19 protein-coding genes are annotated in these 19,438 nt (G+C 50.7%); 11 read left to right on the forward strand and 8 right to left on the reverse strand.

Annotation, left to right across the window (positions count from 1 at the left end; translation table 11 throughout):
• The 7 genes from C4F37_RS00005 to C4F37_RS00035 form a co-directional block, all read left to right on the forward strand.
• The coding region (locus C4F37_RS00005) for a 3'-5' exoribonuclease domain-containing protein (protein ID WP_136140070.1) at positions 1 to 144 on the forward strand (144 nt) is incomplete at its 5' end.
• 61 nt (positions 145 to 205) lie between these two features.
• Entirely contained in the window at positions 206 to 475 is a 270-nt protein-coding gene (locus tag C4F37_RS00010; protein ID WP_000003742.1) for an excisionase, read from the forward strand.
• Complete coding sequence (locus tag C4F37_RS00015; protein WP_000074984.1) at positions 444 to 1,562, forward strand: phage integrase Arm DNA-binding domain-containing protein; 1,119 nt, start codon at positions 444 to 446, stop codon at positions 1,560 to 1,562. The genes C4F37_RS00010 and C4F37_RS00015 overlap by 32 nt, the downstream gene beginning before the upstream one ends.
• A 166-nt stretch (positions 1,563 to 1,728) precedes the next feature.
• Complete coding sequence (gene potC, locus C4F37_RS00020) at positions 1,729 to 2,523, forward strand: spermidine/putrescine ABC transporter permease PotC (RefSeq protein ID WP_000580316.1); 795 nt, start codon at positions 1,729 to 1,731, stop codon at positions 2,521 to 2,523.
• Complete coding sequence (potD, locus tag C4F37_RS00025; protein ID WP_000759310.1) at positions 2,520 to 3,566, forward strand: spermidine/putrescine ABC transporter substrate-binding protein PotD; 1,047 nt, start codon at positions 2,520 to 2,522, stop codon at positions 3,564 to 3,566. Before potC ends, potD begins: the two co-directional genes overlap by 4 nt.
• A 57-nt stretch (positions 3,567 to 3,623) precedes the next feature.
• Positions 3,624 to 4,085 carry a DUF3592 domain-containing protein gene (locus C4F37_RS00030; RefSeq protein WP_001298471.1) on the forward strand — a complete coding sequence of 154 codons (462 nt, stop codon included), beginning with the start codon at positions 3,624 to 3,626 and terminating at the stop codon, positions 4,083 to 4,085.
• Positions 4,082 to 4,870 carry a TPM domain-containing protein gene (locus C4F37_RS00035; protein ID WP_000723290.1) on the forward strand — a complete coding sequence of 263 codons (789 nt, stop codon included), beginning with the start codon at positions 4,082 to 4,084 and terminating at the stop codon, positions 4,868 to 4,870. The genes C4F37_RS00030 and C4F37_RS00035 overlap by 4 nt, the downstream gene beginning before the upstream one ends.
• A 137-nt stretch (positions 4,871 to 5,007) precedes the next feature.
• Here C4F37_RS00035 and cobB read toward each other — a convergent pair whose 3' ends face one another.
• Genes cobB through lolC form a run of 5 tightly spaced genes read right to left on the reverse strand, consistent with a single transcriptional unit; the run spans position 5,008 to position 9,922 of the window.
• Positions 5,008 to 5,829 (reverse strand): Sir2 family NAD+-dependent deacetylase, encoded by an 822-nt coding sequence (cobB, locus tag C4F37_RS00040; RefSeq protein ID WP_001538573.1) that lies wholly within the window; start codon positions 5,827 to 5,829, stop codon positions 5,008 to 5,010.
• Positions 5,830 to 5,844: 15 nt separating this feature from the next.
• On the reverse strand, positions 5,845 to 6,756 hold the full coding sequence (gene nagK / locus C4F37_RS00045) for an N-acetylglucosamine kinase (RefSeq protein WP_000291301.1): 912 nt from the start codon (positions 6,754 to 6,756) through the stop codon (positions 5,845 to 5,847).
• A gap of 28 nt (positions 6,757 to 6,784) precedes the next feature.
• On the reverse strand, positions 6,785 to 8,029 hold the full coding sequence (lolE, locus tag C4F37_RS00050; RefSeq protein ID WP_001251368.1) for a lipoprotein-releasing ABC transporter permease subunit LolE: 1,245 nt from the start codon (positions 8,027 to 8,029) through the stop codon (positions 6,785 to 6,787).
• Positions 8,029 to 8,730, reverse strand: a complete 702-nt coding sequence (lolD, locus tag C4F37_RS00055; RefSeq protein ID WP_001538569.1) for a lipoprotein-releasing ABC transporter ATP-binding protein LolD — start codon at positions 8,728 to 8,730, stop codon at positions 8,029 to 8,031. The genes lolE and lolD overlap by 1 nt, the downstream gene beginning before the upstream one ends.
• The gene (gene lolC, locus C4F37_RS00060; RefSeq protein WP_000284714.1) at positions 8,723 to 9,922 is read right to left on the reverse strand and encodes a lipoprotein-releasing ABC transporter permease subunit LolC; all 1,200 of its coding nucleotides are present in this window, start codon (positions 9,920 to 9,922) and stop codon (positions 8,723 to 8,725) included. The genes lolD and lolC overlap by 8 nt, the downstream gene beginning before the upstream one ends.
• 260 nt (positions 9,923 to 10,182) lie before the next feature.
• Between lolC and C4F37_RS00065 the strand changes: the two genes are divergently transcribed.
• From C4F37_RS00065 to ldtC, 3 genes are all read left to right on the forward strand, one after another.
• Complete coding sequence (locus C4F37_RS00065) at positions 10,183 to 11,256, forward strand: acyltransferase family protein (protein WP_001538568.1); 1,074 nt, start codon at positions 10,183 to 10,185, stop codon at positions 11,254 to 11,256.
• 127 nt (positions 11,257 to 11,383) lie between these two features.
• Positions 11,384 to 14,830 (forward strand): transcription-repair coupling factor, encoded by a 3,447-nt coding sequence (gene mfd / locus C4F37_RS00070; protein ID WP_024186828.1) that lies wholly within the window; start codon positions 11,384 to 11,386, stop codon positions 14,828 to 14,830.
• A gap of 142 nt (positions 14,831 to 14,972) precedes the next feature.
• A complete protein-coding gene (gene ldtC / locus C4F37_RS00075) occupies positions 14,973 to 15,935 on the forward strand; it encodes a L,D-transpeptidase LdtC (protein ID WP_012578883.1) in 963 nt (320 codons plus the stop codon).
• A gap of 81 nt (positions 15,936 to 16,016) precedes the next feature.
• On the opposite strand, the gene bhsA is transcribed toward ldtC, so the two are convergent.
• On the reverse strand, positions 16,017 to 16,274 hold the full coding sequence (bhsA, locus tag C4F37_RS00080; protein ID WP_000800153.1) for a multiple stress resistance protein BhsA: 258 nt from the start codon (positions 16,272 to 16,274) through the stop codon (positions 16,017 to 16,019).
• Positions 16,275 to 16,514: 240 nt separating this feature from the next.
• On the opposite strand from bhsA, the gene comR reads away from it, so the two are divergent.
• Positions 16,515 to 17,147 (forward strand): TetR family copper-responsive transcriptional repressor ComR, encoded by a 633-nt coding sequence (gene comR, locus C4F37_RS00085; RefSeq protein ID WP_024186827.1) that lies wholly within the window; start codon positions 16,515 to 16,517, stop codon positions 17,145 to 17,147.
• 61 nt (positions 17,148 to 17,208) lie between these two features.
• Here the strand turns inward: comR and C4F37_RS00090 are convergent, their stop codons facing one another.
• Both C4F37_RS00090 and ndh read right to left on the reverse strand, forming a co-directional pair.
• Positions 17,209 to 17,748 (reverse strand): glycine zipper 2TM domain-containing protein, encoded by a 540-nt coding sequence (locus tag C4F37_RS00090; protein ID WP_001043458.1) that lies wholly within the window; start codon positions 17,746 to 17,748, stop codon positions 17,209 to 17,211.
• A 226-nt stretch (positions 17,749 to 17,974) separates the two neighbouring features.
• Complete coding sequence (gene ndh, locus C4F37_RS00100) at positions 17,975 to 19,279, reverse strand: NADH-quinone dehydrogenase (RefSeq protein WP_001295966.1); 1,305 nt, start codon at positions 19,277 to 19,279, stop codon at positions 17,975 to 17,977.
• Positions 19,280 to 19,438: the final 159 nt, after the last annotated feature.

Genomic DNA, 19,438 nt, shown 5'->3' on the forward strand with positions numbered 1-19,438 from the left:
CTGGGGAAAGCCATAGACTTCGATGCCAGAACGGCTATTCCATTCGAAGGTGAGCGCCATAATGCACTTGATGACGCCCGTTACCAGGCAAAATACGTTTCAGTTATCTGGCAAAAACTGATCCCGAGTCAGGCTGATTTTTAATGTTCAACCGTCGCCAGTTGTCGTTGATATTCTGCAACTGGCGCGTTCCGGAGTGATAGCCATGAGCGAACAGTACCTGATAACGCTCGACGAGTGGAAACCAAAACGGTTCAGTCTCCCAATAACAAACACTACCCTGGTGAAATACGGAAAACTAGGATACATCGTTCCAAGGCCACAAAAAATTCGTGGGCGTTGGCTGATAGATCGCCGAGCAGTATTTGTTGGGCCTGGTGAAACGGGAATTGCGCCGGAAATTCATACTGGCGATGATGATGCACTGAAGGAGATTTTAACTCATGTCACCGAGGCCACGAAAAAACAGCACTGACGTAGCCGGTCTTTACGAAAAGTTTGATCGCAGAACTGGCAGAGTTTACTACCAGTATAAAAATCCTGTGACTGGAAAATTTCACGGACTCGGAACAGACAAAGGTAAGGCAGAAAAAATCGCTTCCACAGCCAATCAGCGAATAGCTGCAGCAGAAGCTGAATATTTCATGCGCAAAATTGATGAAAGTCCGTCAGCAACAAAACGTCGGGGTATCAGATTAAAGGCATGGGTTGATCGATATCTGAAAATACAGGACACGCGACTGAAAAATGGAGATATTGCAGCTACAACTCACAAAGAAAAAACTCGAATGGCTGCATACCTGGTTTCCCGTCTGGGAAACCACCCATTGAAAGAACTGGAAGTAAGAGACTTTGCATTAATACTGGATGAGTGGCTGGATAAAGACATGGTCAGCACAGCGAGAGTAAATCGTGGATTATGGGTTGATATTTATAAAGAAGCACAGCATGCAGGGGAAGTTCCTCCTGGATGGAATCCTCCGGAGGCTACCCGTAAACCGATCCCTAAAGTAACCAGAGCCAGGCTCACCATGGAAGACTGGCAAAAAATTTACAATGCAACGCCTGAAAAACACTTTATCCGTAACGCAATGCTTCTTGCGATTGTTACTGGTCAGCGCCGTGATGACATTTGCCACATGCGTTTTTCAGATGTGTGGAACGAACACTTGCATATCACCCAGGGAAAAACCGGAATGCGTCTGGCGTTACCGCTTACACTACGCTGTGATGCCATTGGGATAACGTTAAAAGAAGTTATTGATGGGTGCCGAGACAGAATATTAAGTCCATATCTAATCCATAGTCGGCACCAGAAACAACCGAAGCCGATGAGTAAAGACAACCTGAGCGACTACTTTGCCAAAGCACGGGATCTGGCTGGGATAATTCCACCAGCAGGAAAAACTTCGCCAACATTTCATGAACAACGCTCTCTATCAGAACGGCTGTACCGTGCACAGGGTATCGATACAAAAACATTACTAGGACATAAAGTCCAGGCAACCACCGATCGCTATAACGATACTCGAGGTCAGGAATGGGTTAAGTTGGTTATTTGACAAACACCATATGGAATATCCGTCACCATCTCAGGAAAAAAGTGTTGTAAAATGCGTGGCCTAGTTTTGGGGAAACGTTTTGGAGAGATTTTGGAGAAAGGGAAAAATTGAATAAATTCAAAATCCTGAAAGTGTCCCGCCTTATGAATAAGAAGGTGGAACTCGAATGATCGGTCGACTGCTTCGCGGCGGTTTTATGACCGCTATCTACGCGTACCTGTATATCCCAATCATTATTTTGATTGTGAACTCCTTTAACAGCTCGCGCTTTGGCATCAACTGGCAGGGTTTTACCACCAAATGGTATAGCCTGCTGATGAACAACGACAGCCTGTTACAGGCAGCGCAGCATTCACTAACAATGGCGGTGTTTTCGGCGACGTTTGCTACGCTTATCGGTTCACTGACGGCAGTTGCGCTGTACCGTTATCGCTTTCGTGGTAAGCCGTTCGTTAGCGGAATGCTGTTTGTGGTGATGATGTCACCAGATATCGTGATGGCGATTTCGCTGCTGGTGCTGTTTATGCTGCTGGGTATTCAGCTTGGCTTCTGGTCGCTGCTGTTCTCGCATATCACCTTCTGCCTGCCATTTGTGGTGGTGACAGTGTATTCGCGCCTGAAAGGTTTTGACGTGCGAATGCTGGAAGCGGCGAAAGATCTCGGTGCCAGCGAATTTACCATTCTGCGAAAAATCATTCTGCCTCTGGCAATGCCAGCGGTAGCGGCGGGCTGGGTGTTAAGCTTTACCCTGTCGATGGACGACGTGGTGGTTTCTTCGTTTGTCACCGGGCCGAGTTATGAAATTCTGCCGTTAAAAATTTATTCGATGGTCAAAGTCGGCGTATCGCCGGAAGTTAACGCGCTGGCAACCATATTACTGGTGCTGTCGCTGGTGATGGTAATTGCCAGCCAGCTTATTGCTCGTGATAAAACGAAAGGTAACACAGGGGACGTTAAATGAAAAAATGGTCACGCCACCTGCTCGCGGCGGGTGCTCTGGCACTGGGCATGAGCGCCGCTCACGCCGATGACAACAACACGCTGTATTTCTACAACTGGACCGAGTACGTGCCGCCAGGACTGCTTGAACAGTTCACCAAAGAAACCGGTATTAAGGTTATCTATTCGACTTACGAGTCGAACGAAACCATGTACGCGAAGCTGAAAACGTACAAAGACGGTGCCTATGACCTGGTGGTTCCTTCAACCTATTACGTCGATAAAATGCGTAAAGAAGGGATGATCCAGAAGATCGACAAGTCGAAGTTAAGCAATTTCAGCAACCTCGATCCAGACATGCTCAACAAGCCGTTTGACCCGAATAACGACTATTCCATTCCGTATATCTGGGGTGCAACGGCGATTGGCGTTAACGGTGATGCGGTGGATCCGAAATCTGTCACCAGCTGGGCCGATCTGTGGAAGCCTGAGTACAAAGGCAGCCTGCTGCTGACCGACGATGCCCGTGAAGTGTTCCAGATGGCGCTGCGTAAGCTGGGCTACTCCGGTAACACCACCGATCCGAAAGAGATTGAAGCTGCATACAACGAGCTGAAAAAACTGATGCCAAACGTCGCGGCGTTTAACTCCGATAACCCCGCTAACCCGTATATGGAAGGCGAAGTTAACCTCGGCATGATCTGGAACGGTTCTGCTTTCGTTGCACGCCAGGCGGGTACGCCAATTGATGTGGTATGGCCGAAAGAAGGCGGCATTTTCTGGATGGACAGCCTGGCGATCCCGGCAAATGCCAAAAACAAAGAAGGCGCGCTGAAATTGATCAACTTCCTGCTGCGCCCGGATGTGGCAAAACAGGTTGCTGAAACTATCGGTTATCCAACGCCAAACCTTGCGGCGCGTAAGCTGTTAAGTCCGGAAGTGGCGAACGATAAAACGCTCTACCCGGATGCTGAAACCATTAAAAATGGTGAATGGCAAAATGACGTAGGCTCCGCCAGCAGCATTTATGAAGAGTATTATCAGAAGCTGAAAGCAGGACGTTAATTCAGCAAGTGGGCGGTGGTATTACCGCCCGTTTTTTATTTAGCAAGGATGTGGCTAATGAGCCAGGACAGTAGAGTTTTCTTTCGTATATTCTTCGGTATCGGTCTGGTACTGATCCTCATTTCTGTTGTTATCTTTTATAACCAGTTCACCTATAGCAAAGACGCGATTCATACTGAAGGCGTCATTGTTGATACCGTCTGGCACTCCAGTCATTCTCATCGCACGGGTAAAAATGGTTCGTGGTATCCCGTCGTTGCCTTTCGTCCGACGCCAGATTACACGCTAATTTTCAATTCGAGTATTGGCAGCGATTTTTATGAAGACAGCGAAGGCGATAAAGTTAATGTTTATTATTCTCCAGGACATCCTGAAAAGGCTGAGATAAATAACCCGTGGGTTAATTTTTTTAAATGGGGGTTTATCGGCATTATGGGCGTTATTTTTATCGCCGTCGGTTTATTAATCAGTATGCCCTCCTCAAAAAAGACACGCAGGAAACGGAAGTCCCGCCCATGAAAAAAATCATGATACTGCTCAGTTTACTGATGTTCCTGCCTCTGACGGCAATCAGTAAGCCCTTAATTCCAATAATGAAGACACTTTTTACGGATGTTACCGGTACTGTACCAGATGCTGAAGAGATCGCGCATAAAGCCGAACTTTTTCGCCAACAAACCGGAGTTGCACCGTTTATTGTGGTTTTACCCGACATTAATAATGAAGCCAGTCTCAGGCAAAATGGCAAAGCGATGCTGGCGCATGCGGCATCTTCAATGAGTAATGTAAAAGGAAGTGTTCTGTTACTCTTTACTACCCGCGAGCCACGGTTAATTATGATAACCAACGGCCAGGTCGAAAGCAGTATGGACGATAAACATCTCGGCCTTCTGGTAGAAAATCACACGCTGGCTTATTTACATGCGGATCTCTGGTATCAGGGTATCAATAATGCATTGGCTGTTTTACAAGCACAGATATTAAAACAACCGACGCCACCACTGACATATTATCCGCATCCCGGACAACAGCATGAAAATGATCCACCCGGCAGTACCACGACATTAGGCCTTTTTGCCTGGGCAGTTGCATTCATCGTCTTTGCTGCATTTTTTAACTACACAACGCGCCTTTATTATGCGTTAAAATTTGCAGTGGCGATGGCTGTTGCCAATATGGGTTATCAGGCTTTATGTTTGTATATCGATAACAGCTTTGCGATTACCAGAATATCGCCACTCTGGGCAGGGCTGATTGGTGTCTGTACGTTTATTGCCGCGTTACTATGGACGAGTAAACGGTAAAAGAGGCAGTAAAGTTCGCATGTATTATGCCGGATGCGGCGCGAACGCCTTATCCGGCCCACAAAACCCGCAAATTCAATTAATTGCGCCCCTTCACAGGCCTGAAAAGCGTAGCGCATCAGGCAATTTTTCCCGCTTTATAATCCCTTCAGCAACTTTTCAACAAACTCTGGCACCACCTGGCTTGCCGGACCGTAATATTTCTCGGCAAATTCATTACCAACCTGACTCGGTTCAAGATTCAGTTCCACGGTGTGCGCGCCATGCAGTTTCGCTTCGTGAACAAACCCAGCCGCCGGATAAACATGCCCCGAAGTACCAATGGCAATGAAAATATCGGCCATCGACAACGCCATATAAATTTCATCCATGCCGAGTGGCATTTCGCCAAACCACACTACGTGCGGGCGCAAGGGTGCCGGGAACTGGCAACAATGGCATTTATCTTCTGGCGTAACGTCTCCGGTCCAGTCGAGGACCTGGCCACTTTGCGAACAACATACTTTCAGCAGTTCCCCATGCATATGAATCACATTGGTATTGCCTGCGCGTTCATGCAGATTGTCGATATTCTGCGTCACCAGCAAAAAGCGATCGCCGAGAGCATCTTGCAGTTTCGCCAGCGCAAGATGTGCAGCGTTAGGCTGAATTTCTGGCTGCTGCAACTGTCGACGACGGGCGTTATAAAACGTTTGCACCAGTTCAGGATCGCGATCAAAACCTTCCGGCGTTGCCACATCTTCAACCCGATGTTCTTCCCACAGGCCATCTGCGGCGCGAAAGGTACGAATACCTGATTCCGCAGAAATCCCAGCCCCTGTCAGTACGAGTACTCTTGGTTTTTCCATTGCTTCCGGCACCACTTTATCTCTGAAAAAAATACGCTGACGCAAACGCTCGCGCAGGCGGCGTTTATTTTTACGAAAACGACTTAACCGATGACCCCGACGCGACAGCATAGCAACCTCTGTTGATTAATCGGTTAGATGTAGGAAGGCCGCACCACGCATTCCCCCCGCATCACCGTGGCGCGCGCGTTCAATGCGCGGAACACGAGCTACAGGTAAGAGATGACGAGGCAACCTTTCCGCCAGTTGCGTTGTGATTGCCGGGAAATTCGATAAGCCACCACCAATGACGACCAGGTCAGGGTCAACAATGGTCAGGATATTTCCCAGACAAACCGCTAATAAATCCAGATAACGCTCAACGTGCGCCCTTGCCTGCTCATCGCCTTGATCATAAAGCGCAATGATCTCAGGAGCCTGCAACGGTTGATGATAATAGTGTTGATACAGCCACGCAAAACCGCGACCAGACAGATAATTTTCAATGCAGCCATGCTGACCACAGCCGCAGCGGCGTAACGGGAAATCCAGCCCCATCATGGTTAACGCATCAACCGGCAGACGCATATGGCCAAACTCGCCGGTAATATAGCTTTTACCGGTAATGGGTTTACCGTTGAAAATCAGCCCGCCGCCAACGCCGGTGCCGAGAATCAACCCCATCACCAGTGGATATTGAGTAAATTCATCATCCCATGCTTCAGAAAGGGCAAAGCAGTTGGCATCGTTATCAAGGCGTACATCGCGATCAAGACGTGCGCTCAGGTCGGCACGCAGCGGTTTACCGCTGGCAGCAGGGACATTGGCGGCATACAGCGTACCATCTTCTGTTTCCGGCATTCCCGGAATACCGATGCCGACAGAACCTTTACAGCCAAAACGCCGGTCAGCTTCGGCTACCAGCTCGCACACTGCATCTAAAAATGCGTCATAGCTGTCACGCGGTGTCGGCACCCGCTTTTCCCACTGCAACTGCCGACCGCTATCAAACACGCCTAGCGCAATTTTTGTTCCACCAATATCAAACCCGTAATACATTGCCGCTCCTTGTTTTAATGTACTGCCTTTACTGGCCGCTAAGGACTCGCGCAGGGTCAATATTACTGGCGCGCCGCGCCGGATACCAGCTTGCCAAAAGACTCAGCAACAATGCTGTGACCAGTACGTAGAAGACGTCCAGCCAGTGCAATTCCGATGGCAAGAAGTCAATAAAATAGATATCGCTGGAGAGGAACTGATGACCGATCAGCTTTTCAATCCACTCAATAATCGGGGTAAGTTGCAGTGAAACAACTACGCCGATAATCACACCACACAGGCTGCCGAACAGCCCTGCCAGCAATCCATACCAGACAAAGATGGCGCGAATTAAACCATCTTTCGCCCCCAGCGTTCTTAATACTGCGATATCGCCACTCTTGTCTTTCACCGCCATCACTAAGGTGGAGACGATGTTGAAACAGGCCACACCAATCACCAGTACCATCGCCAGATACATAATGGCGCGGATCATCTGGATATCGCGATACATATAGCCGTAAGTACCAATCCAGCTTTTAATATAAACATAGCTGTTGGTCACTTCCCCCGCATCGCGTACCAGCTTATTGGCGTTGAAAACATCCGTCATTTTAAGGGCAATACCTGACACGCTGGAACCCATATCAAGATATTGCTGAGCATCGGCCAGCGGGATCATGGCAAAACTGTGATCGAGTTGGCCACTCAACTGCAAAATACCGGCAACGTGCAAACGCACACGTTTTGGCTGCATCAGTTTATGCTCAGGATTCGAGTTGGGGATCATAATCGACACCCAATCCCCCTGCTTCACTTTCAGCGCATCCGCCACGCCTTTGCCGATGATAATTTGCTGTTCGCCCGCTTTAAAATTGCGCCACGCATCGCCCTGGACAAACGAGGGTAATGCGCTCAGACGCTGTTCCTGTTGCGGGTTAACGCCCTTCACCTGGATTGCGCGCAGATTGGCACCACTTTCTACCAGTCCGGTGAAATTGATATACGGCGCAGCGGCGGCAATACCCGGCACTTTCTGCACGTTATCCAGTGCTTCCTGCCAGTTGGTCCACGGCTGATCTACCGCCTCAATTTCACCGTGCGGTACTACCGCCAGAATGCGGTTATTCAGTTCGCGTTCAAAGCCGTTCATCGCGCTTAAGCCGACGATCAATACCGCCACGCCGAGGGCAATGCCAATGGTAGAAATGACGGAGATCAACGACACCATGCCGCCGCGTCGCCGTCCGCGGCTAAAACGCAGGCCAATCAATAACGATAAAGGCATCGCCATTACTCCGCCCCCATCAGGCTCAGTTCCGCCGTCAGACGTCCATCACGCATTTCCAGTTGGCGGCTCATACGTTTCGCCAGTTGCAGGTCGTGAGTAACCACCAGGAAGGCGGTGCCCTGCAAGCGATTCAATTCCCCAAGCAACTGGAAGATGCTGTCGGCGTTACGTGCATCGAGGTTACCGGTAGGTTCATCCGCCAGTACCAGCCGCGGGTTATTGACCAGCGCACGGGCAATCGCCACACGCTGGCGTTCGCCGCCAGAAAGTTCAGATGGGCGATGATTCGCACGATGCTCCAGCCCCACCGCTTTTAACATTTCCAGCGCACGGCTGTTGATTTCAGCGGGCTTTTTCTTGCCAATCAACAGCGGCATAGCCACGTTTTCCAGGGCGGTAAAATCCGGCAACAGGTGGTGAAACTGATAAATAAATCCCAGCTTCTGGTTACGCAGTTCCGCTTTGGCCGCCGACGACAGTTTGCTCATCGGTTGACCGTTAAAGAGCACATCGCCGGAGGTTGGCGTATCCAGCCCGCCTAACAGGTGCAGCAAGGTGCTTTTACCGGAACCAGAGCTGCCGACGATCGCCATCATTTCACCTTCGCCCACGCTGAAACTGACATTGTGCAGTACATCGGTTTGCACACTGCCTTCCTGATAGCGTTTGCACAGGTTGTCGCATTGCAACAGGATCTTATTCATAACGTAAAGCCTCAGCGGGTTGAGTGGCGGCAGCGCGCCAGGAAGGGTAAAGCGTAGACAGCAGCGCGATAGCCATCGCCACCAGCGCAATAACAATGACCTGTAAAGGCTCGATAGCGACCGGCAGCGCCGCACCATCAAGCAGGACGCCGATTATCGGCATCAGATTATTCAACTGGCTGGCAAGCAGTGCGCCAAGCGCCGCTCCGAGGATCGCACCGATAATCCCGGCGCTGGCCCCTTGCACCATAAAGACCATCATGATTTGACGCGGAGTCAGCCCCTGAGTCTGAAGAATGGCCACTTCGCCCTGCTTCTCCATCACCATCAGTCCCAGCGAGGTAATAATGTTAAATGCCGCAACGGCGACAATCAGGCTCAGCAGCAAGCCCATCATATTTTTTTCCATGCGTACGGCCTGGAACAGCTCGCCTTTACGGTCACGCCAGTCCTGCCATTTGCTGCCTTCAGGCAGTTTTTGCTGACTTAATGAGTCGACTTTCAGCGGCTCATCCAGCCACAAACGCCAGCCGGTAATATTGCCTGCCGGATAACGCATCAGACGCGAGGCATCCTCAATATTCACCAGCATTTCATAGCCATCGACTTCACTGTTGGCGGCGAAAGTGCCAATCACATTGAACAGGCGCTGACTTGGAATACGCCCCATCGGCGTGAACTGGCTAGCAGATGGCACCATCACGCGGATTTGATCACCGCGATTGACGCCCAACTGTGAGGCAAGCTGTTCACCGAGGATGACATTATATTTCCCCGGCTCGAGGTCAGTTTGTTTCACATTGACCAGATACGGCGTTAGTGGATCTTTTTGCGCCGGGTCGATACCCAGCATCACCCCGACCGCCACGCTGCGCGCGCTTTGCAGTACCACATCACCGGTAGTAATAGGTGCGACGCGATTAACGCCGTCCAGTTTGACTGCCGTTTCCGGGAGTTGCTGCGGGTTAAGAGAGCCATGCTCAGAAGAGAGAATTGCCTGTGGCATCAGGCCAAGGATGTTGTTTTGCAGCTCGCGCTCAAAGCCGTTCATCACTGACAATACTGTGACCAGCGCCATCACCCCGAGGGTAATGCCGATGGTAGAAAGCCAGGAGACGAAACGACCGAAGCGATCCGCTGCACGCCCACGCATGTAACGCAGGCCAATAAATAGAGCGACAGGTTGGTACATGAAATCCGTCTGGTTGCTGTAGCAAAGACACGAGTATATAAGCGAAAGCGGGATGGGTAAACGTCTGAACTGTAAGTGATCGTCAGGGCTAATCTGAAAAGCCCCCGTAAATCAATCGGCTAAAGGGCCTCATTTTCTCATCGGCCTTGTGGGCTGATCTTTATCTGAAAAATAACCAAATACAGACAGATACGCATTACACCACGCAACTCGCCCCGCAGGATTAACAGCATGTTAAATAAAAAGAGCGTGTTGTCCTGATGAAACAAAAAGAGCTATGGATTAACCAGATCAAAGGGTTATGTATTTGTCTGGTAGTGATTTATCACTCGGTCATTACCTTTTATCCGCATCTGACCACTTTTCAGCATCCGTTATCGGAAGTCCTGAGCAAATGCTGGATCTATTTCAATCTTTACCTTGCACCCTTTCGTATGCCGGTTTTTTTCTTTATCTCTGGCTATTTGATTCGCCGCTATATCGACAGCGTACCGTGGGGAAATTGTCTCGATAAACGCATCTGGAACATCTTCTGGGTGCTGGCACTTTGGGGCGTAGTGCAGTGGCTGGCGATAAGTGCACTAAATCAGTGGCTGGCACCTGAGCGCAATTTAAGTAATGCCTCCAATGCCGCTTATGCCGATTCTACCGGTGAGTTCCTGCACGGGATGATCACCGCCAGCACCAGCTTGTGGTATCTGTATGCTTTAATTGTCTATTTCGTGATATGTAAAATTTTTAACCGCCTGGCCCTGCCGTTATTTGTTCTGTTTGTACTGATGAGTGTGGCGGTTAATTTCGTTCCCACGCCGTGGTGGGGAATGAACAGTGTGATCCGCAATTTGCCTTATTACAGCCTTGGCGCATGGTTTGGCGCAACAATAATGACCTGTGTTAAAGAGGTGCCGTTGCGCCGCCATCTGCTGATGGCTTCTTTGCTGACCGTTCTGGCGGTCGGTGCCTGGTTGTTTACTATCTCGCTGCTGTTGTCGCTGGTATCGATTGTGGTAATCATGAAGCTGTTTTATCAGTACGAGCAGCGTTTCGGTATGCGTTCCTCCAGCCTGCTGAATGTGATTGGTTCCAACACCATTGCTATCTACACCACCCATCGCATTCTGGTTGAAATATTCAGCTTAACTCTGCTTGCGCAAATGAACGCAGCACGCTGGTCGCCGCAAGTCGAACTGACACTCCTGCTGGTTTACCCCTTTGTTAGTTTGTTCATCTGTACTGTTGCGGGCTTGCTGGTAAGAAAACTTTCACAGCGCGCATTCAGCGATCTGTTGTTCTCCCCGCCTTCTCTGCCCGCGGCCGTCAGTTACTCCCGCTAAGCCATCGCCCCAGCCGGGGCGATTCAATTTGCTAAACCATGTCGATTACGGATAATGAACAGCATTGCTTATCAGAGATATGCCCCCATATGTTGAGGCATATCCTAACGAGAATCTGACAACCGTTATGCCTGAACAATATCGTTATACGCTGCCCGTCAAAGCGGGTGAGCAGCGTCTGCTGGGCGAGTTAACCGGCGCTGCCTGCGCGACGCTGGTAGCGGAAATTGCCGAACGTCACGCCGGTCCGGTGGTACTCATTGCACCAGATATGCAAAATGCTCTGCGTTTGCATGATGAAATCAGCCAGTTCACCGATCAGATGGTGATGAATCTGGCGGACTGGGAAACCCTCCCTTACGACAGTTTTTCGCCTCATCAGGACATTATCTCCTCGCGCCTTTCCACCCTTTACCAGCTACCGACCATGCAGCGTGGCGTACTGATTGTTCCGGTGAATACGCTTATGCAGCGCGTTTGCCCGCACAACTTTCTCCACGGTCATGCGCTGGTGATGAAAAAAGGTCAGCGCCTGTCACGAGATGCATTACGAACCCAACTGGACAGCGCCGGTTATCGCCATGTTGACCAGGTGATGGAGCACGGCGAATACGCCACGCGCGGCGCGTTGCTGGATCTCTTCCCGATGGGGAGTGAGCTGCCTTATCGTCTTGATTTCTTTGATGATGAAATCGACAGCCTGCGGGTGTTTGACGTCGATAGCCAGCGCACGCTGGAGGAAGTAGAAGAGATCAATCTGCTGCCCGCGCACGAATTTCCGACCGATAAAGCGGCAATTGAACTGTTCCGCAGCCAGTGGCGCGATACCTTCGAAGTGAAGCGCGATCCGGAACATATTTACCAGCAAGTGAGTAAAGGCACATTACCTGCCGGGATCGAGTACTGGCAGCCGCTATTCTTCAGCGAACCGCTGCCGCCACTGTTCAGTTATTTCCCTGCCAATACGCTGCTGATAAATACTGGCGATCTGGAAAACAGTGCCGAACGTTTCCAGGCTGACACGCTGGCGCGTTTTGAAAATCGCGGCGTCGATCCGATGCGTCCACTGTTGCCACCACAATCGCTCTGGCTGCGGGTAGACGAGCTCTTTTCAGAGCTGAAAAACTGGCCGCGTGTGCAGCTAAAAACTGAACATTTACCGACAAAAGCAGCGAATGCCAATTTAGGTTTCCAGAAACTGCCAGACCTGGCCATTCAGGCACAACAAAAAGCGCCGCTGGATGCGCTGCGTAAGTTCCTCGAGACTTTCGACGGTCCGGTGGTGTTCTCGGTAGAAAGTGAAGGTCGCCGTGAAGCGCTGGGTGAACTGCTCGCGCGAATTAAAATTGCTCCGCAACGCATTATGCGTCTTGATGAAGCCAGCGACCGTGGGCGTTATCTGATGATTGGCGCTGCCGAACATGGTTTTGTCGATACGATGCGTAACCTGGCGCTGATTTGCGAAAGCGATCTGCTCGGTGAACGCGTTGCCCGTCGTCGTCAGGATTCTCGCCGCGCCATCAACCCCGATACACTGATCCGTAACCTTGCGGAGCTGCATATTGGTCAGCCGGTGGTCCATCTGGAGCACGGCGTCGGTCGTTATGCCGGAATGACCACGCTCGAAGCTGGAGGCATTACTGGCGAGTATTTGATGCTCACCTATGCCAACGACGCCAAACTGTATGTTCCGGTGTCGTCACTGCATCTGATTAGCCGTTACGCGGGTGGCGCAGAAGAAAACGCACCACTGCATAAACTTGGTGGCGATGCCTGGTCACGCGCACGGCAGAAAGCGGCGGAAAAAGTGCGTGATGTGGCGGCGGAATTGCTGGATATCTACGCGCAACGCGCCGCCAAAGAGGGCTTCGCGTTTAAACACGATCGTGAGCAGTATCAGTTATTCTGCGACAGCTTCCCGTTTGAAACCACGCCGGATCAGGCTCAAGCCATTAATGCGGTGCTTAGCGACATGTGTCAGCCGCTGGCAATGGATCGTCTGGTGTGCGGCGATGTTGGCTTTGGTAAAACAGAAGTGGCGATGCGCGCCGCTTTCCTGGCGGTAGATAACCACAAACAGGTGGCGGTGCTGGTGCCTACCACCCTTCTCGCGCAGCAGCATTACGACAACTTCCGCGACCGTTTCGCCAACTGGCCGGTACGTATCGAAATGATCTCCCGTTTCCGCAGCGCCAAAGAGCAGACGCAAATCCTTGCGGAAGTGGCGGAAGGGAAAATCGATATTCTGATCGGTACGCACAAACTGCTGCAAAGTGACGTCAAGTTTAAAGATTTAGGCCTGCTGATTGTCGATGAAGAACACCGCTTCGGGGTGCGTCATAAAGAGCGCATTAAAGCGATGCGCGCGAACGTGGATATTCTGACGCTTACCGCAACGCCGATCCCACGTACGCTGAATATGGCAATGAGCGGAATGCGCGATCTGTCGATTATCGCCACGCCGCCCGCCCGTCGTCTGGCAGTTAAAACCTTTGTCCGTGAGTATGACAGTCTGGTGGTCCGGGAGGCGATCCTGCGTGAAATTTTGCGCGGAGGACAGGTTTATTATCTCTACAATGATGTGGAAAACATCCAGAAAGCCGCCGAACGGCTGGCAGAACTGGTACCTGAAGCGCGGATTGCCATCGGTCACGGGCAAATGCGTGAGCGCGAACTGGAACGGGTGATGAATGATTTCCATCATCAACGTTTCAACGTGCTGGTTTGTACCACCATTATCGAAACCGGGATCGACATTCCTACCGCCAACACCATTATCATTGAACGCGCGGATCACTTCGGTCTGGCACAGTTGCACCAGTTGCGCGGTCGCGTCGGGCGTTCTCACCACCAGGCATATGCATGGCTACTGACGCCGCATCCAAAAGCGATGACTACCGATGCGCAAAAACGTCTTGAAGCGATTGCCTCGCTGGAAGATCTCGGTGCAGGTTTTGCGCTGGCAACGCACGATCTGGAGATCCGCGGCGCAGGTGAACTGCTTGGCGAAGAACAAAGCGGCTCAATGGAAACCATCGGTTTCTCACTGTATATGGAGTTGCTGGAAAACGCCGTCGATGCGCTGAAAGCCGGACGCGAGCCGTCGCTGGAAGATCTCACCAGCCAGCAAACAGAAGTCGAGCTGCGGATGCCGTCGCTATTGCCAGATGATTTCATCCCTGACGTGAACACGCGTCTGTCGTTCTACAAACGTATTGCCAGCGCCAAAACGGAAAACGAACTGGAAGAGATCAAAGTCGAGCTTATCGATCGCTTCGGCCTGCTGCCGGATCCGGCGCGTACCCTGCTGGATATTGCCCGTCTGCGCCAGCAAGCGCAGAAACTGGGGATCAGGAAGCTGGAAGGTAATGAGAAAGGCGGCGTGATCGAATTTGCCGAGAAGAATCACGTTAATCCGGCCTGGTTGATTGGTTTGCTGCAAAAACAGCCGCAGCATTACCGCCTTGATGGTCCGACGCGTCTGAAGTTTATTCAGGATTTGAGCGAGCGGAAAACGCGTATCGAATGGGTACGCCAGTTTATGCGTGAACTGGAAGAGAACGCGATCGCTTAATGGTAAATCGGGGGCGTTTCTGCGCCCCCATCTGCAATATTTACAAATTCTTTGCACTTCCCTGCATTATCCGACACTGTCACCCTCCATAATTCAGACTTACCTTTTTATTACAATAACCTTATATTTATTATGGACTTTGGTGATGATCAAAACGCGTTTTTCTCGCTGGCTAACGTTTTTTACGTTCGCCGCTGCCGTGGCGCTGGCGCTACCGGCAAAAGCCAACACCTGGCCGCTGCCGTCAGCGGGCAGTCGTCTGGTTGGTGAAAACAAATTTCATGTGGTGGAAAATGACGGTGGTTCTCTGGAAGCGATCGCCAAAAAATATAACGTCGGCTTTCTCGCTCTGTTACAGGCTAACCCCGGCGTTGATCCTTACGTACCGCGCGCGGGTAGCGTGTTAACGATCCCGTTGCAAACCCTACTTCCAGACGCGCCGCGCGAAGGCATTGTGATCAACATTGCGGAGCTGCGTCTCTATTATTATCCGCCGGGAAAAAATTCGGTAACCGTATATCCCATCGGCATTGGTCAGTTAGGTGGTGACACGCTGACACCGACAATGGTGACCACCGTTTCTGACAAGCGTGCAAACCCAACCTGGACGCCAACGGCAAACATTCGCGCGCGGTATAAGGCACAGGGAATTGAGTTGCCTGCGGTAGTTCCGGCTGGACCGGATAACCCAATGGGCCATCATGCGATTCGTCTGGCGGCCTATGGCGGCGTTTATTTGCTTCACGGTACGAACGCTGATTTCGGCATTGGCATGCGGGTAAGTTCTGGCTGTATTCGTCTGCGGGATGACGATATCAAAACACTCTTTAGCCAGGTCACCCCAGGCACCAAAGTGAATATCATCAACACCCCGATTAAAGTCTCTGCCGAACCAAACGGTGCGCGTCTGGTTGAAGTACATCAGCCGCTGTCAGAGAAGATTGATGACGATCCGCAGCTGCTGCCAATTACGCTGAATAGCGCAATGCAATCATTTAAAGATGCAGCACAAACTGACGCTGAAGTGATGCAACATGTGATGGATGTCCGTTCCGGGATGCCGGTGGATGTCCGCCGTCATCAAGTGAGCCCACAAACTCTGTAAAGCTCGGATAAAAAAATCCCCGCGACACAGCATGTCGCGGGGAAAAAATCAGCAGTAGCAGGCATTAATGAGGGTTAATGCTTATTTATAAATTACTGCTGTTCCATGGAGGGTATTCGGACCGGTTACAGAAGTAATACGGAAAGATTTTGCGCCCATCTCATCCGCTTTTTGCGCCAGCTGCTCTTCCAGCGATCCCAGATTTGTCCCCGCGTTAGCACTGATAGTACCGACTTTTTGTTGGCCTTCTGGCGTGGACTGAACTTCGACAGCCGCAAAGCTGGCAAATGACATGGAGCTTAAAATCGCCGCAGCGATGAGGGTTTTTACGTTTTTCATAATAGTGGCCTTATGCAGATGAATGACGTCGCAAGCAATTACTTAACGATCGATAACTAAATGATAGATGTGATCTGGATCACATACAAGATATTTTTTATAACAATCATTAATTAATTTAAAAACCTTTAAATTTCAGTTAAATAGAAAGCAATTATTTTTATGGAATCTGGACTGGTGAACGGAGGTGATTATTTTTATAATAACCTTTCATTCACAGTCACCAGGTACAACGGCATCATGGCAACTGACTCAACACAATGTGTAAAAAAAAGCCGTGGCCGCCCAAAAGTGTTCGACAGGGATGCCGCGCTTGATAAGGCCATGAAATTGTTCTGGCAGCACGGTTATGAAGCGACTTCTCTTGCGGACCTCGTTGAAGCGACCGGAGCTAAAGCGCCCACGCTATACGCGGAATTTACCAACAAAGAGGGGTTATTCCGCGCCGTACTCGACCGCTATATCGATCGTTTTGCCGCTAAGCATGAAGCACAGCTGTTTTGTGAAGAGAAAAGCGTGGCGTCTGCGCTGGCTGACTATTTTGCTGCCATCGCCAACTGCTTTACCAGCAAAGACACCCCGGCGGGCTGCTTCATGATCAACAACTGCACCACCCTCTCCCCGGATTCTGGAGATATCGCCAATACGCTGAAATCACGCCATGCGATGCAAGAGCGCACTTTGCAGCAGTTTTTATGTCAACGACAAGCGCGCGGGGAAATCCCGACCCACTGTGACGTGACGCATCTGGCAGAATTCCTTAATTGTATTATTCAGGGGATGTCGATCAGCGCACGCGAAGGTGCATCGCTGGAAAAACTGATGCAGATTGCCCGAACGACTTTGCGTTTATGGCCGGAACTGCTGAAATAAGTCGCAAAAAAAGCCCCTCAGCTTGAGCGAATGAGGGGCTAAATTGCAGAGTACAACCTTGTTATGCTTTGTTATTCAAAATCAGCTGCCCGTTGCTATCTAGCGGGATCTGCGTACCCGGATCGCGGTCCATGCGGATTTTGCCCTGCTGATCGCCAATCTTATAGGTCACATCATAACCGAGCATTTTTTCTGACTTGTCATACACCGTTTTACAACGCTGTTGCGTAGTCGTGTAAGTATCGCTTTCCTGGAGAGAGCCCTGGATCTGGTTACCTGCATATCCACCCCCCAGCGCCCCCACAACAGTGGCGACATCTTTACCGCGACCACCACCAAACTGATGCCCAATCACGCCGCCAGCAACAGCGCCGAGCACCGACCCGGTAATGCGATTTTCATCCTGCACCGGTCGACGATGGGTCACTGTAACGTTGCGACACTCCTGACGCGGTGTTTTAACCGTTTCCTTGATTGGGGTTGCAGAAACAACCTGAGCGTATTGCGGGCCACGTTCAAACACGTTCAGACTGGCCACTGCCGCTACGCCCAGCGCAGCTGCGACACCAATCCCGATACCCGCCAACATTGACTTATTCACGGGAATACCTCCTTCTTTGCTGTTATGCCAATCATGCAAGCGAAGGAGAAAAGCAGCTATCAGACAGAAGATGAAAAGCGCGGGAATGGCTGGAAATACTTAGGGATTCGGAGGAGTCTGAAGGAATGCCTGATGCGACGCTTAACGCGTCTTATCAGGCCTACCGCTCGTACCATTTGTCCAGGGCGGATAAGGCGTTTACGCCGCATCCGCCAGTACAAGCCGATTAATGCAACTTCAAACGTGGACGGATAACACGGTTAATACTCCCCACCAGCATCATTAATCCGGTTTTAAAGTAACCATGCAGCGCAATCTGGTGCATTCGGTACAGCGAGATGTATACAAAGCGCGCAATTCGTCCTTCAATCATCATTGAGCCGCGCGTCAGGTTACCCATCAGGCTACCGACGGTGGAAAAGTTCGACAGCGATACCAGCGAACCGTGATCTTTATACTGATAATTTTTCAGCGGCTTACCGTTCATCTGCGCCAGAATGTTGTTCATTGCACAGGTTGCCATCTGATGTGCGGCCTGAGCGCGCGGCGGAACAAAGCCCCCTTCCGGACGCGGGCATGACGCGCAGTCGCCAATAGCGTATATGTCTGGATCGCGAGTGGTTTGCAGCGTCGGTTCCACCACCAGCTGGTTGATACGGTTGGTTTCAAGACCACCGATATCTTTCAGGAAGTCTGGCGCTTTGATCCCGGCTGCCCACACCATCAGATCAGCCTCAATATATTCGCCATCTTTAGTGTGCAGGCCGCCTTCATCAGCACTGGTGACCATGGTTTGCGTCAGCACGCGAACGCCTAGTTTCGTTAACTCACTATGGGCCGCAGCAGAGATACGTGGCGGCAATGCAGGCAAAATACGTTCGCCCGCTTCTACCAGCGTTACGTTCAGGGCTTCGTTGGTCAGACCTTTATAACCGTAACTGTGCAGTTGCTTGACCGCGTTGTGCAATTCAGCGGAGAGTTCTACACCCGTCGCGCCGCCGCCGACAATCGCAATGTTTACTTTGCCATTCGCGCCCAGGTTGGCGGAGTATTTCAGGAACAGATTCAGCATCTCCTGGTGGAAGCGACGCGCCTGGTGCGGGTTATCGAGGAAAATGCAGTTCTCTTTGACACCTGGTGTATTGAAATCGTTAGAGGTGCTACCCAGCGCCATTACCAGGGTGTCATAGGCGATTTTACGTTCCGGAACCAGCAGTTCACCTTTCTCGTCGCGCAGTTCTGCAATAGTGATTGTTTTCGCTTCACGATCAATATCAATTACGGAACCCAGCTGGAACTGGAAACCATGATTGCGCGCATGGGCCAGATAGCTCAACGCATCGACGCCTTCATCAAGCGAGCCAGTCGCCACTTCGTGCAGCAGCGGTTTCCACAGGTGGCTGTGGTTACGATCGACCAGCGTAATTTTGGCTTTTTTCTTGCGTCCCAGCTTATGCCCCAGCTGTGTTGCCATTTCCAGCCCACCAGCACCGCCGCCGACAATCACAATTTTTTTCAATGGCGTAGTCAACGTGACCCCCTTAAATTTATTAACCAATTGTTAATTAATGGTTATTAACATAGCTCTTAATTAACAACAGGTTACAGCAATGAAAATGTTCTTCGCTATTGAGAATAACATGAATGGTGCATTGGTCATACCAAAATTGATGTTAATCAAGTTTTGTTG

The sequence above is a fragment of the Escherichia sp. R1 genome (assembly GCF_003000935.1).
Classification (GTDB): Bacteria; Pseudomonadota; Gammaproteobacteria; order Enterobacterales; family Enterobacteriaceae; genus Escherichia; species Escherichia coli.